Annotated in this window: 13 protein-coding genes; 6 read left to right on the top strand and 7 right to left on the bottom strand. The window is 64.1% G+C overall.

Annotated elements, in window-relative coordinates; genetic code table 11:
• Nucleotides 1-20: 20 nt before the first annotated feature.
• On the bottom strand, nucleotides 21-1,181 hold the full coding sequence (locus tag K7G19_RS05805; protein WP_149318725.1) for a M20 family metallopeptidase: 1,161 nt from the start codon (nucleotides 1,179-1,181) through the stop codon (nucleotides 21-23).
• 149 nt (nucleotides 1,182-1,330) lie between these two features.
• On the opposite strand from K7G19_RS05805, the gene K7G19_RS05800 reads away from it, so the two are divergent.
• From K7G19_RS05800 to K7G19_RS05790, 3 genes are all read left to right on the top strand, one after another.
• Nucleotides 1,331-2,239: a MurR/RpiR family transcriptional regulator gene (locus K7G19_RS05800; protein ID WP_226106378.1), complete on the top strand. Its 909-nt coding sequence runs from the start codon at nucleotides 1,331-1,333 to the stop codon at nucleotides 2,237-2,239.
• Between the two features lie 230 nt (nucleotides 2,240-2,469).
• Nucleotides 2,470-3,609: a DJ-1/PfpI family protein gene (locus tag K7G19_RS05795; RefSeq protein WP_226106377.1), complete on the top strand. Its 1,140-nt coding sequence runs from the start codon at nucleotides 2,470-2,472 to the stop codon at nucleotides 3,607-3,609.
• A 20-nt stretch (nucleotides 3,610-3,629) separates the two neighbouring features.
• Nucleotides 3,630-4,052, top strand: coding sequence for a VOC family protein (locus tag K7G19_RS05790; protein WP_226106376.1), 423 nt, complete (start codon nucleotides 3,630-3,632; stop codon nucleotides 4,050-4,052).
• A 101-nt stretch (nucleotides 4,053-4,153) separates the two neighbouring features.
• Here K7G19_RS05790 and K7G19_RS05785 read toward each other — a convergent pair whose 3' ends face one another.
• Entirely contained in the window at nucleotides 4,154-5,752 is a 1,599-nt protein-coding gene (locus K7G19_RS05785) for a phospholipase D family protein (protein WP_370639501.1), read from the bottom strand.
• 163 nt (nucleotides 5,753-5,915) lie between these two features.
• Complete coding sequence (locus K7G19_RS05780; RefSeq protein WP_226106375.1) at nucleotides 5,916-8,033, bottom strand: TonB-dependent siderophore receptor; 2,118 nt, start codon at nucleotides 8,031-8,033, stop codon at nucleotides 5,916-5,918.
• A gap of 263 nt (nucleotides 8,034-8,296) precedes the next feature.
• Between K7G19_RS05780 and K7G19_RS05775 the strand changes: the two genes are divergently transcribed.
• Nucleotides 8,297-9,733 (top strand): PepSY domain-containing protein, encoded by a 1,437-nt coding sequence (locus K7G19_RS05775; RefSeq protein ID WP_226106374.1) that lies wholly within the window; start codon nucleotides 8,297-8,299, stop codon nucleotides 9,731-9,733.
• A 41-nt stretch (nucleotides 9,734-9,774) separates the two neighbouring features.
• Here the strand turns inward: K7G19_RS05775 and K7G19_RS05770 are convergent, their stop codons facing one another.
• Entirely contained in the window at nucleotides 9,775-10,152 is a 378-nt protein-coding gene (locus K7G19_RS05770) for a YnfA family protein (RefSeq protein WP_149318719.1), read from the bottom strand.
• Between the two features lie 81 nt (nucleotides 10,153-10,233).
• Here K7G19_RS05770 and K7G19_RS05765 point away from each other — a divergent pair, with 81 nt between their 5' ends.
• Nucleotides 10,234-10,632, top strand: coding sequence for a DUF1801 domain-containing protein (locus K7G19_RS05765; RefSeq protein ID WP_226106373.1), 399 nt, complete (start codon nucleotides 10,234-10,236; stop codon nucleotides 10,630-10,632).
• A gap of 75 nt (nucleotides 10,633-10,707) precedes the next feature.
• Nucleotides 10,708-11,001: a YciI family protein gene (locus tag K7G19_RS05760; protein ID WP_226106372.1), complete on the top strand. Its 294-nt coding sequence runs from the start codon at nucleotides 10,708-10,710 to the stop codon at nucleotides 10,999-11,001.
• Between the two features lie 339 nt (nucleotides 11,002-11,340).
• Here K7G19_RS05760 and K7G19_RS05755 read toward each other — a convergent pair whose 3' ends face one another.
• The 3 genes from K7G19_RS05755 to K7G19_RS05745 form a co-directional block, all read right to left on the bottom strand.
• Nucleotides 11,341-12,123 (bottom strand): transporter substrate-binding domain-containing protein, encoded by a 783-nt coding sequence (locus K7G19_RS05755; RefSeq protein WP_226107021.1) that lies wholly within the window; start codon nucleotides 12,121-12,123, stop codon nucleotides 11,341-11,343.
• A gap of 262 nt (nucleotides 12,124-12,385) precedes the next feature.
• Entirely contained in the window at nucleotides 12,386-15,103 is a 2,718-nt protein-coding gene (locus K7G19_RS05750) for a DUF6351 family protein (protein WP_226106370.1), read from the bottom strand.
• Between the two features lie 170 nt (nucleotides 15,104-15,273).
• Nucleotides 15,274-15,684 (bottom strand): hypothetical protein, encoded by a 411-nt coding sequence (locus K7G19_RS05745; protein WP_226106368.1) that lies wholly within the window; start codon nucleotides 15,682-15,684, stop codon nucleotides 15,274-15,276.
• Nucleotides 15,685-16,015: the final 331 nt, after the last annotated feature.

Below are 16,015 nucleotides of genomic sequence, written 5' to 3'. Positions count from 1 at the left end.
TCGATGGCGGGACATGCCGCTCATTGCAGCCCGAGGATGGCCAGCGCCAGGGCCTGCGCCCGTGGCACGAAGGTGGACAACTCGCAGTACTCGCGCTCGGTGTGCGGATGGCCGCCGACCGGGCCGGTGCCGCACAGCGTCGGCGTGCCGGCCGAGCTGGTCAGGCCGCTGTCGGCCGCGCCGCCGGTGAATTCACCGTCGACGGTAAAGCCGACGCGTTCGGCGCTGCGCTGATAGAGCGACAGCAGGGCCGCGGGCGTCGTCGCCATCGGCATCGTGCGGCGCATGTCGGTGATGCGCCCGCGCGTGCGGGGAATCGATTCGGCCTCGACGATCTCGCGGATGCGGCCGTACAGCGCGTCCATGTCGGTATCGGCGGTGAAGCGCACATCGAGCTGCGCCCTGGCATGCGGCGCGACCATGTTCGGCACGATGCCGCCCTGCACGCAGCCGACATTGGTGGTGATGCCCGATGCCGGGTCGGTCAGCGCATGCAGCGCCAGGATCTTGCGCGCCAACGCATCGATCGCGCTGGCGCCATGGGCGTGGTTGATGCCCGAGTGCGCGGCCACGCCCTCGACCTCGAACTCGACCACCATCGAGCCCTTGCGGCCCGTCACCAGGTTGCCGCTGACGCGCCCCGGCTCCGCATTGAACACCGCGCGCACTTCACGGGCGACGGCCATGATCCGATCGCGCGTGGCGGGCGAGCCGATCTCCTCGTCGCACGAGAAGAACAGCCGCACCGGCGGCGCCTGCCGGCCCAGCCGCGCCAGCGCCTCGGCAACGAACACATTGAGCACCAGGCCGGATTTCATGTCGGCGACGCCGGGACCGTAGGCGCGTCCATCCTCGACGCGGAAGGGCCGCCTGGCCGCCGTGCCTTCGGGATAGACCGTATCCATATGCCCCATCAGCAGGACCGGCAGGCCCTCGCCGGAGCCCGGCACCTGCGCATCGAGGCAAACGCCGTATCCCGGCACCGCATGAAAGCGCACGGCGATGCCGGCGGCTTCCAGATGCGCGCGCAGGACCTCGGCCACGGCCTGGACGCCGGCTTCGTGGCGGCTGCCGCTGTCGATGTCGACGATCTTCTGCAGCAAGTCCTGCATCGCCTGATGCTGGCCTTGCAGCCAGTCCAGCAGCGCCTGCGCGCCCTGGGCAACTTCCTTATCCTGCATGGGGTTCCTGTTCGCGACCGATGAACGATGGCCGATGACCTGTGACCGGTCCGCGATGAAAGACGTGATGGGAGGCGCAACAACATGCGCCGTGAAACGTGTATTGCAACGGTGATATCATCATGCAATACGTATTGCAGAGTGTCAATATGACGAATTCCCGCAAGGAAAGCGCCGATCATGGCGCCACGCTGCTGGACCGGCTGGCGCGCGAAGCCGCCACGCTTACCGCGCGCGAGCGCGAGCTGGCCGACGCGCTGACGCGCGGCTATCCGCATGTGCTGCTGGAATCGGCGACCGCGCTGGCGGCGCAGCATGGCACCAGCGCGTCGACGGTCGTGCGGTTGTTCGCCAAGCTCGGCTATGCCAGCTATGCCGACGCCCAGCGCGAAGCGCGGGCCAGCGTAACGGCCGCGCTGCCAACCGCGGGACAGCGCGCGCCTGCGCTGATCGGCGGCAAGCGAACCTTGCGGGCCTGCCTCGACGATGCGTTGATGCACGACCAGCACAACCTGACCGCCACGCACGAATCGCTGGACATCGCCGCGTTCGAAGCGATCGCGCGGCTGCTGGCCGGAGGAAAAGGGCGGCTGTTCATCCTCGCGCAGAAGAACAGCGCGCCGGTCAGTGCCTGGCTGGCGCTGCATCTGAACATGTGCCGCCCCAATGTGCACGAGCTGGGAGCCGGCGCGGTGACGGCCACCGACGCCATGCTGTGGGTGCAGCCGGAAGACGTGCTGCTGACCTTCAGCGTCCGCCGCTATTCCAGCGCGCCGGTCAGCATCGCCCGTGCCTTCCGCGAGCGGGGCGCCCGCGTCGTCGCCATCTGCGACAGCCCTGCCGCGCCGCTGGTGCCGCTGGCCGACCACCATCTGCTGGTGCGCACCGCCAACGCATCGCCATTCGACTCCTACACGGCGGCATTCTTCCTGTGCAATGCACTGGTGTCCGCCGTCGCCCAATTGCGCCAGCCGGCGGTGATCGAGGCGCTGCAGCGGCGCGATGCGCTGTGGCAGGCGTTCGAGACCGATCCGGTGGAGGGACTGCGAAAGGGGTAGGGCGCGAAGGTCCGGTACTTGCCCGGCGCCGGCCCCGCTATCGGCGCGGGCACCGGCATGGTGTTCGGCATCGACCGATCCCCGCCAAATGTGGACACCTTGGCATGGCTTGGCGTCCCGATTCCGTCCGCCTAAGCTAGTGGTCTGGCTAAAAAAACCACGGGGAGACGAGGACGATGAACCGGCCGAATCGACGTCGTGCGACATGGATCGGGCTCTGCATTGCCGGTATGGTGGTCATCGCGCTGGCCGCCGGCGCGGCGTGGCTGCTGTCCTTGCCGCCGGCCACAACTCCCGCCGCGCCGCCGGCGATCGCCGAATCCGAGCGGGCCGCCACGCTGTCGGCGCTGAAGCCGCCCAAGCGCCCGCGCCCGGTGATCGCCATCGTCGGCATCAACGACGCCACCGAAACCACCGACTATCTGATGCCCTATGGCATCCTGCGCCGCGCCGACATCGGCGAGGTGGCGGCATTGGCGACGCAGCCCGGACCGGTGAAGCTCTACCCCGCGCTGCGGGTCGAGCCGGATGCAACGATCGCGCAGTTCGACGCGCAGCATCCCCAGGGCGCCGACTACGTGCTGGTCCCGGCGATGAGCCGAGACGACGATCCGACCGTGCTGCAATGGATCCGCGGCCAGGCCGCCAAGGGCGCCACCGTGATCGGCATCTGCGCCGGAGCGAAGGTGGTGGCCGCAGCCGGCCTGCTCGACGGCAAGCGCGCCACCACTCATTGGTACTACCTGAACGACCTGCTGGAGAAGCATCCCACGGTACGCCACGTCCCCGATCGGCGCATCGTGGTCGACGGCCGCGTCGCCACCACCACCGGCATTTCCGCCTCGATGCCGATGACGCTGACGCTGATCGAAGCCGTGGCCGGCCGCGACAGGGCAGAGGCGGTCGCCCGCGACCTGGGCCTGCCGCATTGGGATGCGCGCCACGACAGCGACGCCTTCACCTTCACGCGTCCCTTCGCCTTGACGGCGATGGGCAACACCATGGCCTTCTGGAACCGCGAACGGCTCGGCATCGCGCTGCGGCCCGGCGTCGACGAGGTATCGCTGGCGCTGGTCGCCGACGCGTGGTCGCGCACCTATCGTTCGCAGGCCATCTCCTTCGCCGCGCAGCCGGGGCCGATCCAGACCCGGAACGGCATCCGGCTGCTGCCCGAGCAGGTGGGCAAGGACTGGGATGGAGAACGCACCATTGCACTCACCGCGGAACCGCACCCGGCGAAGGCGCTTGATGCGGCCCTGAACGGCATCGGCCAACGCTACGGCACGCGTACGGAAGCACTCGTCGCCATGCAGCTGGAATATCCCGGCGAACATGGGCGAACCGAGACGCGAACCACCCCAATGCAGTAGAACCCAACGGAGGAGACACGATGGCAAAGATGATTTTCCTGAACCTGCCGGTCCGCGATCTCGCGGCCGCGACGCGCTTCTACGAGGCGATCGGCTGCGTCAGGAACGAGCAGTTCAGCGACCATCAGACCTCGTCGATGGTGTGGTCCGATACCATCAACTTTCATCTGATGACGCACGCCTATTACGGGACCTTCACCAGCAAGCCGATCGCCGACGGGCACCAGACCAGCGCCATGCTGATCGCGCTGTCGATCGACAGCCGCGAGGAGGTGGACACCATCGTCGAAGCCGCAAAATCGGCCGGCGGACGCGCCGACATTCGCGAGCCGCAGGACATGGGCTTCATGTACCTGCGCACCTTCGAGGACCCGGACGGTCACCTGTTCGAGCCGGTGTGGATGAACCCGGCGGCGATGATGGGCGAGCAGGACGCGCAATAGCGGAACGCCGGGGACCGCTCGACAGGTTTTTCTCCGCGCGTAGCGGTCCCGCAGCGCATCCCCACGACACATCGCCGCACGTCGCAATACCCCGCAGCACGTCACAACATCCAGTCGATCGGCAGCAACGACAAGCCCCGGATCCACAAGCGCTCCAGCCAGCTGGTATTGGGCTCGGTATCGTGGCGGATCGTGTCGCTGCCGCGCCTTTCGAGCCAGTACAGGCTGCCGTCCTCGGCCAGCCGGACCTCATAGGCGTTCTGCGGAACGCTGGTATCGAATGCCGATTCGATCCTGCCGGCCAGCGCGGGACTGTCGATCACGAAACCCAATTCGGTATTCAGATGGGCCGAGCGCGGATCGAAATTGAGCGAACCGACAAAGGCCCGCTGCGCATCGACGGCGAACGTCTTGGCATGCAGGCTTGCGCCGGAGCTGCCGAACGGCCCGGCGCGCTCCTCGGCCCTGGAGCGGGGAGTGGTATCGGCCTTGTCCGCGGGCGGCGCGACTTCGCGCCGCAGCTCGAACAATTGCACGCCGGATTCGAGCAGCGCGCGGCGCCATTTGACATAGCCGGAGTGCACCACCTTGACGTCCGTGGCCTCGGCCGCATTGGTCAGCACGCGCACCTTGACCCCCTTGGCGGCGAGGTCGGCAAAGGTCTTCGCACCGGCCTCGGTCGGAACGAAGTAGGGCGACACCAGGTCCAGTTCCCGCGTCGGCACGCCGATGGTCTCCATCAGCTGATTCCCGATCAATCCATTGCTCGGCGCCTTGCCCAGGACCTTGGCGGGATCGTCGCTGACGATCCGTGTCTTTGCCCACTCGAACGCCAGGGTGCCATCGATGATGCGACGGTAGGCCGGCAGTGCCTTCAGGGCGTTCATGTAAGCCGTGGCGGCGGGGTCGCGCTCCGCGGTGGCGGCCTCCCGGGCCAGTTGTTCCAGCCTGTCCGGGGACACGGGCAACGCGATCCGGTTCACCGGATACGCACTGGCGCTCGCCCAGTAGCGATCGAAGTCCCGTTCGACCTCGGCAGCAATCGGCCCGACGGCCAGCACGTCCAGATCGGAAAACAGCACGCCATCGGTGGCGCCAAAATATTCGTCGCCGACATTGCGTCCGCCCACGATGGTCGCTTGGGCGTCCACGGTGAACGATTTATTGTGCATGCGCCGGTTCAGGCGGCGGAAGTCCGTCAGATAGCCGATGAATTTCGGCGACCGCACGACGAAAGGATTGAACAGGCGGACCTCGATATTGGGATGGGCGTCCAGCGCGGACAGGATTTCGTCGAGGCCCGAGATGCCGTTGTCGTCCAGCAGCAGGCGCACGCGCACGCCGCGCTCGGCGGCTTCATGCAGGGCATCGAGCAGCAGCGTGCCGGTGGTGTCGCGGCGCCAGATGTAGTACTGCACGTCCAGCGTGCGCTCGGCCATGCGGGCGCCATGGACCCGCGCGGCGAAGGCCTCGCGCGGGTCGGCCAGCGGGTGGATGCCCGACAGGCCGGGACGCTCGGCCAATGCCGGCGCCAGCGCGCGGCCCAGCGCCGTGTCGCGGGACTCTTCCGGCGTCAACGCATGCGATTCGGTTCGGGGTTCCAGCGGTGGCAGGGCGCATCCGGCGAGCACGAACATCGCGAAAACGGCGGGGACCAGCGGACGCAAGCGGGCGAACAGGCGATGGGAGGCAGTGTGCATGGACTTCGAGACGATCGACGGCCCGGTCAACGGACGGAAGAAGATACGAACTATAAAGCAGGGCCATGCCATCGCATCCCATCGCCGCGGCGCGGCCGGTTCGCGTCATGGTGCCCCAAACACGCGCCAACGCGTGCCAACGCGCCTCAACGCGTGCCGCAACTCAAAACCGGTGATTGACCGTCAATTCCACCCGCCGTCCGGCCCCTTGCAACCATTGGGTCGGATTGTAGTAGGCCGTTGCGACATAGTGCCGATCGAACACATTGAAGCCGCGCAGTGACAGCGTGGTGTGCTTGCGCGGCCGCCATTGCAGCAGCAGGTCGGTGGTGGTGTACGCCGGCATCTTGAGCGTATTGGCGCGGTCGGCGAAGCGGCGGCCGACATGGCGGATGCCGGCGCCGGCCGTCCATTCCGGCAGGAAGCGCCAGGTCAGCCAGGCATTGGCCAGGCGCTCCGGCACGTCGGTCGGCACGTTGCCATTGCGCGAGACCGCCGTGCCGTTGACCGATTCGGTGAACCGGTCGTAGCGCGCCTGCAGCAGCGCGGCATTGGCATCGAGCCGCCATCCCGGCAGGAATTCGACGCCGATGCTGGCCTCGATGCCGCGCGAGGACTGCTCGCCAACCTGTACGCTTTGCGTGGGATTGACCGCGTCGCGCGTGACCAGGTTCTTCTTGACGATGTGGTAGGCCGCAACGGTCCATTCCCCTTTGCCATTCCAGAAGTCCTGCTTGACGCCGGCCTCGACCTGGCGACCGGTGGACAGCTCGAAATTGCTGTTCGACGAGGAAAGCATCAGCAATGCGCTGACGGGATCGGCCGCTTCCGAATACTGCGCGTAGACAGCCAGATTCGGCGTCAGGTTGTACACCGTGCCGGCACGCCAGCCGATGTGCGAAAACGTCCTGTCGAATGCCTCCCGATTGGCCACCAGATCGTGGCGCTCGATCCTGGCATGGTCATAGCGCAAGCCGCCCAGCACGGACCACCGCGGCGTGATTTCCAGCCGATTCTCGGCGAACAGGGCGTACTGGACCGCCTCGTTGCTGTAGCGCGGCGTGGTGCCGGCGACGTTGATGAAATTGCCGCGATCGAACGTGTAAGGATCGACCACCGTGCTGCCCGAGTAGGGCGAATTATTGGTATGGCGAAACGATGCCCGATTGACATCGAAGCCGACCGACACGCTGTTGTTCATGCCGAACAACGCATGGCGATAGACCGCATCGGTGGTATTGCCGACCTGCCATTGATCGTGAAGGATCTCGACATAGGACGAACGCTGGATCAGGCCGCTCGCCGGCAGATAGTCGTAGTACTCGGCATTGCGCCAATGACGCTTGCTGTCGATGTAATACGCCCGCGAGCGAACCGTCAGATCGGCGTTCGGCATCCACCGCGCCGACAATTCGGTCCACTGGTCGTCGAACTGGATGCGGCTGTCGCTGACGTTGTAGTTTCGGGTCCGCAAGGACGGATCCTGGCGGCCATTGACGAGCGGCACGCCGAAATACCGTGCCGGCTGCTGCCAGCCCTTGGCGTAGCTCAGCTTGATGCCGAGCTCCGGCGTTGGATCCCATTGCAGCGCGCCCGATACGGACAGATTGCGCGAATCGCCGAAATCGACCGACCCGTCCGTGCGATTGCCGCTGATATCGAAGCGGTATGACCAGCGCTCGTCGATCGCGCCGCCGCTGCCGAAGGCGAGCCGCTGGGTATTCTCCGTACCGACCGTCGCCTGGACTTCGTTTTCCACCGGTCCGCGCGTCGGCTTTTTCGGCACGACATTGACGACGCCGCCGATCGCGCCTTCGCCATAGATCACCGAGGCGGGTCCGCGCAGTACCTCGATGCGTTCCACCGACCAGGTGTCGAAGGGATACGTCACGCCGATCCCGCCGTATTGGCGCACGCCATCGTAGAGCCGCATCACCGACGCCGCATCGGTAAAGCCGCGGGCGGACAACGAAGCGCCGCCATTGCCGGGATGGCCGAGGCCCGACAGCCCCGGTGCACGGGTGATGGCATCGACCAGCGATACATCGCCGCGGACTTCGAGCTGATCGCGGGCAATGACGTCCACGCTGGCCGGCGTCTGCATCGGCGTCAAGCCAAGGTTCGATCCGGTCGAGGCCGGATCATCCAGCGCGGTCTGCCCGGCGGCATGGACGGTGACCGGTGCCAGTTCGTGGACCTCAGGAGAAGGGTCGGCCGCCTGGGCGGAAAGGCATACTGCGGCAGCGGCTAGCGCCACCTCGCGGGGAAGGAGTCGGGCCATTGAGAAAGCGGGCGTGTCCCAGGTGAGACGGCAGGAATGCCGCGAGACACCGTTGTTTTTGGTGCCAGATTCTATTGGCCACGCCGTACACGGTACATGCGACACCATGCCGCAGGACCCGCGCGGGATTTCGTCGCACAGTACGGATCGGCGCGGCGATCCGCCTCACTCGCCAAAAAAATGACGCCAATAGGCCAATAACCCCAATAACCCAATAACCCAATAGCTTCGATAGCGCCATCACGCATTCACCGCTCCCGCAGATGTCCGTACCGACACCCCGATCGCCCGCCGCAGCGCCTGCCCCAACGTCCGCCGCCCACCGCACGCTTTGGCGCTGGCATTTCTACGCCGGCCTGTTCGTAATGCCCTTTCTGATCGTGCTGGCGATCACCGGCACCATTTACTGCTTCCAGCCGCAAATCGAACCCTTGCTGTATCCGGGGCTATTGCGCGTGACACCGCAGGGCGAGCCGCTGTCCCCGCAAACGCTGCTGGAGCGGGCGAGGGCGGCCGCGCCGGCCGGCGCCGTGGCCACGACCTACACCATGCGCAACGATCCGCGCGCCAGTGCGGAGTTCATCTTCCGCCTGCCCTCGGGCAACAGCGAAAGCCTCTATCTGGATCCCTATTCAGGCGCGGTGCTGGGCAGCCTCAGCGTGGAAGACCGCTTCATGAAGCAGGTCCGGTTGCTGCATCGCGCCTTGCTGGCAGGAAAGCCCGGCGAATTGCTGATGGAACTGGCCGGATGCTGGACGCTGGTGATGATCGCCACCGGCCTGGCCATGTGGTGGCCGCGCTTGCGCGAATCGGGTGTGAGGGCGTTTGCAATGCGGCCGGCAAGCGGCAGGCGAGGGCGGTGGAAGGAAATCCATCTGATGCTCGGCGCTTCGCTGGCGATCGGCGCGCTGGTGTTCGTGCTGTCCGGTCTGCCGTGGACCGCCTTCTGGGGCAAGCAATTCAAGGCCATCACGACGGCCGCGAACCTGGGGCGCCCGGCCGATGGCGAAGCAGGGCATGCGCACGCGCCCGTCCGTGAGGGCAATCATGCCGCTCATGGCGATCACCGGCGACACGGCAGGACGATGGAATCGCTGCCGCTGAGCGAAATCCCGTGGGCGACGGGATTGACCGCCGTGCCGGTCGGAACCAGCGCATCCGCCGGCCATGCGCCGATCGGTCTGGATCGGGTCGTTGCCATCGCCGGCTCGCGCGGAGCCGGCGCGGGATGCCAGGTGGCACTGCCGGGAACGCCCGATGCGGTCTATTCGGTGTCGTGCTTCCCCAGCGACCCCAAGGCCGAAAGAACGCTGCATATCGATCCGCACAGCGGCAATATCGTCCGGGATATCCGCTACGACGACTACGGCCCCGTCGCGAAGGCCGTGTCGTACGGCACCTCGCTCCATATGGGCCGGTATTTCGGCCTTGCCAATCAGATCGCATGCGCCGCGATCTCGCTCGGCCTGATGGCGCTGGCCATCACCGGCTTCGTCATGTGGATCAAGCGCAAGCCGGCCAATGCATTGGGCGCGCCGTCGCGTCCGTCGAGCCCGCCGCCGATGCGCGCATGGATTGCCGGACTGGCGGTACTGGGGGCGATATTCCCGCTGATGGGAATCACGATGCTGCTGGTCTGGCTGATCGATCGGCTGGTGCACAGAGCGGCCGGCGTGCCGTCGAGACCGGTACGGCAATGATCGGGACGGGATGTCCGGACCGGGATCGGCGGATCGGCGGATCAGCCCGTCCCGGCACCCGTGGTCGGCTGCAGCACGATAATGGCCATGCCGGCCAGCGCCACCGCGGCGCCGAGGACGTCCCAGCGCGTCAGCGGCAGCCCGTCCACGATGCGAAGCCACACCAGCGCGACGGCAATATAGACGCCGCCATACGCCGCATAAGTTCGACCGGCGGCGGTGGGATGCAGGGTCAGCAGCCAGGCGAAGGCCGCCAACGCCAGGGCCGCGGGAACCAGCAGCAGCGGGGTCTTTTCCTGCTTTAATACCAGGTAAGGCAAATAGCAGCCGACGATCTCGGCCAGCGCCGTCAGCACGAACAGCGCCGTATAGGCAAGGAAGGTCACGATCGAAGCGGGCAGGGTAGCGGTGGACCGCATTGTCCCATGGCCCTGCGGACTTTCCGTCAGGCTGACGGAACGGTGCTAAGGTACGAGCTGCCTGCGCCGGGAGACATCGATATGAAGAACAACGAATTGCCGCAAGACCGATCCGCCTCCGCATTGATCGACGCCCGCATCGAGGAACTGGGCGACTGGCGAGGCGAAATGCTCGCCAGACTCCGCGCCCTGATCAAGGAAGCCGACCCGAACGTCATCGAGGAATGGAAATGGCGCGGCGTTCCGGTGTGGTCGCACAACGGCATCATTTGCACCGGCGAGACCTACAAGAGCGTCGTCAAGATGACGTTCGCAAAGGGCGCTTCATTGCCGGATCCGGCAGGGTTGTTCAATTCGAGTCTTGAAGGCAATACGAGACGGGCCATCGATTTCGCGGAAGGCGCGCAAATCGACGAGAAGGCGTTGAAGGAACTGGTGCGTGCGGCGGCTTTGCTGAATAGCACAAAGGCAAAGAAGTAGGTTGCCATCAGAATCGCAGAGCATCCACGACGCTGCCGACGTATTCCCGGATACATACGAGGAAGAGGGGAAAGAGTGCTATTCGCCGTTCGCTTTCATGATATTCCTGGGCAAACACACGTACGGACTAGCCACTTCAAAGCCCACATCGACTGGCTTGACGGGCATCGCGACCGGATGCTCATCGCCGGCTCCTTAAGAGAAGCGGAGTGTGAAGCTCCAGTCGGAGGGCTATGGATCGTCAGTGCGGCCAACAAGCTTGAGGTCGAAGCGCTGTTGCAGTCGGACCCGTTCTGGGTGCATGGTCTGCGAGAAAAAGTCGAGATTCAGTCGTGGCACCGCGCCTTCCCTGACCCCGTCACGATATGACCAAGTCCGAATTGCACGAGTTTTTGACGTCGACCTTCGACCTTGTCGTTGACCCGGTAGAGCGTGGCAATGGCAGGACCTACTTCTTGAAACGGGTCGATTGGAGGCCAGGATCTACGACGAGAGTTCTTCGCGTAGAAAGCTCGGATGAAACGGTACGTCATATCAGACTTTGCGTTTCATCCGACAACAACAACAGCGTTTTCGCAATACACCCGTTGCGACTGTCCAGCTTGGTGAAGGTTGTGGGGGATGAAATAGGGCGTCTCCACGAGCGCGAAGGCGCATCCGGCTAGTTCATGGCCAGTCTCGCCTTGGACATGGCCGGCATCATCATACTTACTCCGGCAGCCACCTGGCCCGCACGCGCCCGAAGTCACCAGTAGCGGTGCTCAGATGCAGCCACTGGTCCACGAAGTGCTTGAACACGTCATCGCCCTGCGGCAGCAGATAGGCCATCTCCGCATACTGCAGCGGCTTCTGCGGATTGACGGCGCATAGTTCCGGATGGGCCTTGCTTTGCACGATGGCTTCGGCGGCTTCCGTGACGAAGACGTCGGCATTCTTCTTGATGACCTCGTCGAAGATGGTCACGTTGTCCGTATGGATCCGCAATTGCGCGCGGCCGAGATGCGTCCGTGCAAAACGCTCGTTGCTGCCGCCGGGATTGGCGATCACACGCACCGCCGGCTGATTGATCGCCTCGATGGTCTGGTACCTGGCGACGTTCTCGCAGCGGGTCAGCGGCGTCTTGCCGTTGATCATGTAGGGCGCACTGAAATAAGCCTGCCGCTGGCGTTCCAGCGTCACGGAAATACCGCCCACGGCGATGTCGCATTTGCCGGCCACGAAGTCCGGCATCAGGTTCGACCAGCTCGTCTTGACGTATTGCGGCTTGGCCTGCAGCGCGGCAGCGAGCGTCTGCATCAGGTCGACGTCCAGCCCCTCGAATACGCCCGGCGCCTTCTCGAAGCTGAAAGGCTTGTAATCGCCCGGCGTGCAGACCCGCAGCGTGCCGCTTTGCTGGACGCGGTTCAGCGTCGAACTGGCCGGCTGGGCCAGCGCGAAGCAGGGCAGGGCGGCTGCGGCCACGACGGCAAGGGCTTTGGTTGCGCTGATCATTTCGCAAATCTCCTCATCGACTTGTGAGATGTAGTTCGGATGTCGAAGCGGGATTGTGCACGAAATGTCCGGGCGGCCTATCGGTCTGGACAATTGCCTGCCCAATTTGCCTACGCGCAATTTGCCCATGAGGAATGCAGCGGGAACGAATGCGGGCTCAGGTTCGACTGCTTTCGAGGCCGACTGCCTGCCGAGGCAGCGTCTTTGCCAACAACATCGCGAACGCGGCGGTGCCCGTCGAGCACCGCCGCGCCTCGCGACATTACGGTGCGAGCGGATGTCCGATCACCATCCCGTTGTCCGGGGTAATCCGGATCCATGTGCCCGCCAGCGGCTGCTCCTGCTCACCGGGCTTGCTGTAGTCGCAGACTCCACCCGGGAACACCGCGCGTAACGCCGCGAGATCGGCCTCTTGCTGCGAACCGGTCCACGACGGATTGCGTTCCGCGTAGCCCGCGTAGTCGCTGACCGTCACGGGCTTGAGCTGGCATTGCATCGTCCGGGCATGGAGCGGCTCGCCCGCCTCGAAGCGGGGATACGACGAGGCAGGGAACATCGAATTGCATCGCGACGGCGTTTCGCTGACCTCGACGACGTCGGCCGGCGAATTGCTGCCATTGCCCTTGCGGAACACGGTGCTGAATCCGCCGAATCGCTGCGGCTCCGCGATAAAGTCGTTGGCCGCGCCAGCCGTGGTGGCACCGAAACAGCCATCGACGATGTCAGCCGGTTTGTTCTTCACGACTTTTGCCGCGCGCGAATCGGCGGTGCGGTCGCTGACCACCGCGGTCAGCCATCGGTCCATGCCAAAGAACGCCTTTTGCATGGCCGGCAACGATCGCCCGGTGTGAGCGGGGCGCGGAGCCTGAACGGGCATCGTATGGTGGGCATTCGGATCGTGCACGAAGCTGCCCACATTGGCCGTTCCAGTCCACATGACATGATTCGCGAACTGGCCCGTTGCCGCCGCGATACGGGCGCGGACAATGAAGTGGAAGAACTTCAGATGCATATCCCCGGCGCCCGTGAACTCGTTGTTCAAGCCATCGAGGTTCAGGATAGCGGTACTACGAAGGCCGGCCCCGCCATACATGATCATGCCCGTCTGATAGGCCCGCTTCAGCGCCTCGGCGTCCGCGCGCATGCGATCCGTGCGGAGATTGCCGTCAATATCCTGGCCGCCAATTTTGCGATTGAGGTCGATGAATTGCGCCATGGAAATCAAACCGGTGTTCAACGCGTTGAGGCCGTACTGGATGCCGACATTTCCGGTGAACGAACGAGCGAATCCCGTCGACGGATCCACGCCAAGAATGTTCTTGTTGTGGTCGTTCACGTTGGGACGAAGACCGGTCGGATTGGCGGGCAGCAGGCTGACCGGCGGCGCCGGCAGGACGCCCATGGGCGCGCTGGTCACCACGTTGGCCGGGCTGTACTTCTCGGCATTGCCGATGACCGCATTGAACACGGAGCTGTTTCCGGCGCCTCCCATCACGTTGTCCCGATCGCCCTGGTTCGCCGGCCGCAGAACCGAATCCGTTCGCGCGGCCCAGAAGCTGGCTTGCTGGCGAACGCTGTGATAGGTGCCATAACCCGAGGCAGCGGCAATCTCCGCGTTGGTCCAGTTCAACAGCGTCGGGTCCGCGGCGCGCCTGGCGGCGGTGGCATTGTCGTAAGTCGGATCGTAAGGACTGTTGGGGACAGGCGAGTAGGTCCCGTTCTGCGTCGTCCCGCCCTTCGTATGGTTGAGCTGGAAGTTGTAGAACAGACGGCCTTCCATGCTTTGCGGGCCGCCGTTATCCGGAAAGCCCGCCAGCATGACGATGCCATCCAGCAGTCCCGGATAGGTATCGGCAATCATGCTCTGCTGCATGGCCGATCCGGAGGAACCCCAACCCATCGTGTAAAGCACCGGCCCGTTCGCTTCGATGAACCGCTCCTTGACCATCATCATGGTTTCGGCGGAGATGATGTGATTGCAGTTCTGGCCGAAATAATTCAGCGTCGAATTGGCTACCGCGAACCCCTTGCTGAGCGGCAGATCATTCAAGGCATTGAAATCGCCGGCCGCGCCGTTCGCGGAATTGTTCGAGCCGCCCACGGGGCCCATCGATCGGCCCTGGACATACCAGCCGCCGCCGCAACTCTGCCCGAACGGGTAGACCAGCCGCCCGTTGAATTCGCTGGGCGGATTCACCGCGCTGGGATTCGGGTTCTTCTTTGGATCTCCCAGCACGGCGATCTGGTAAATGCCTCGATTGATGACGCCGGTCTCCAGTCGAACGATATACGGCACGGTTCGGCCATCGAGCAGCGTGGTTGTCTCTACATTGGCCGGCGGATTCGCCGGATCGTACGGCTGCCAGACCGCGGTTCCTGACTTCGTCGCATCGTGATAGACCCAATCGACCCGGGTTGGGGCGGCGCAATTGGGATCGGTGTTCGGCCCCGCGGTGAGCGTCGGGCCGCCCGGATAGACCGTGAACGTATCGGTCTGGCAGTGGAAGCTGCCTTCCTGGGGCGCGTACAGAATCGGTCCCTGGATGGGATAGGCGGTCAGCGTCAACGATCCGCGCACCTTCGCGTCGGCGGCCGCGTCGACGACGTCGATCCTGTTCTCGCCTTGCTTCAGCCCTGACACCAGGCCAAGCATCGATTTTCTCGACGGATTCGGCTTGAAGCTGCCCGTCACATCGACGCCGTTCAGCTTGACCTTCGCGCCGGCAATGTTGCCGCCATCGGCCTGCGTCAGTTCGATCAACGTGTCATCGCCACTGACCAATCCCTCCGGCGAAGACAGGCTCTTGACCGTCACCGCCGGTTTCGCGGGTTCGTCGCGGTCGCCTCCACATCCGGAAACAGAAAGCACCAAAGCCGTCAGCCCGACGACAGCAAAGGGCAGGGCGGTCCGAGTTCCCCGTCGGCCTTCCCGTGCGACGGATCGATTGCCCGCTCTTTGTGGGGCGCTTTGCCAAACCATGATTGTCTCCTGATGTTTTAGTGGAAATCGGCACTGACGGCCTTATATATTCCGCTCTGCGGAATAATCCATAAATATCGCGCTGGGAAATAATCAGTCTATAGCGCGCAGGGAAGTTCTCAATGCGAAAACACTCCCGACGAAGCATTTATTGAGAACCGACATATGTTTCATGCACCGGAGTAATGCCATCCCGGTTTCGGTCGATGAGCTCGACCGGCAGCGACGGTAATGTGTGCTACATATTGCGTCGGCGCGGCTTTGAAGGCGGCGCGGACCGGTCGGCCAAGGGGTGGCGCCACCGAGAACGAACCACTGCAGAGGTAGATATCTCGCCGGCCATGGATTTGAATTGACCTCATTCCCGGCGGGCAGCGTGACAAACGGCGGATATATTCATTTATCGCGACTTCCAACCGATGCATGCCGATAAATGCGGCGCCCGAGAATATTTCCATTCCAGCAAAGGCCGATGACTTGCATTCCTCAATTCGTACGCCAAAGGTATCTCGGCGTCTTTTTTGGCTAAATGGAAAATTCCAGCCATTCGCTTTGAGATGGAAAGCAGTCCAATCGGCCATGCTGCCGTTTCGACCGCCCAAGCGTCTTGCGCGAGGATTGGCTCGCCAGAATCCTTTCCCAGTCGAACCAGAGTGGCTCGGACCTCGGCTCGCCGGCGACTGCAACGTCGAGGCGACTCCCAGCACGGACATTTCTATTTATCCAGAAGGTGACATTTCTATTCGCGCCTAACACTCGCGCCGCCGATAATGTTTGTTATGTTAAATGGCAGATATCCCTGCGGCCGCGCGCTCCTGGCCGGCCGTTAATTTGCATAAATTTGTTACCCGTTTTTGCATAAATTTGTTACCCGCCCCTAGGCGCTCACCTTTCGGAGGCTGGCAGTTTCGA

Source organism: Cupriavidus sp. DB3 (assembly GCF_020418465.1).
Taxonomy (GTDB): Bacteria; Pseudomonadota; Gammaproteobacteria; order Burkholderiales; family Burkholderiaceae; genus Cupriavidus; species Cupriavidus cauae.
This window is presented reverse-complemented; position numbering and strand designations above follow the sequence as displayed.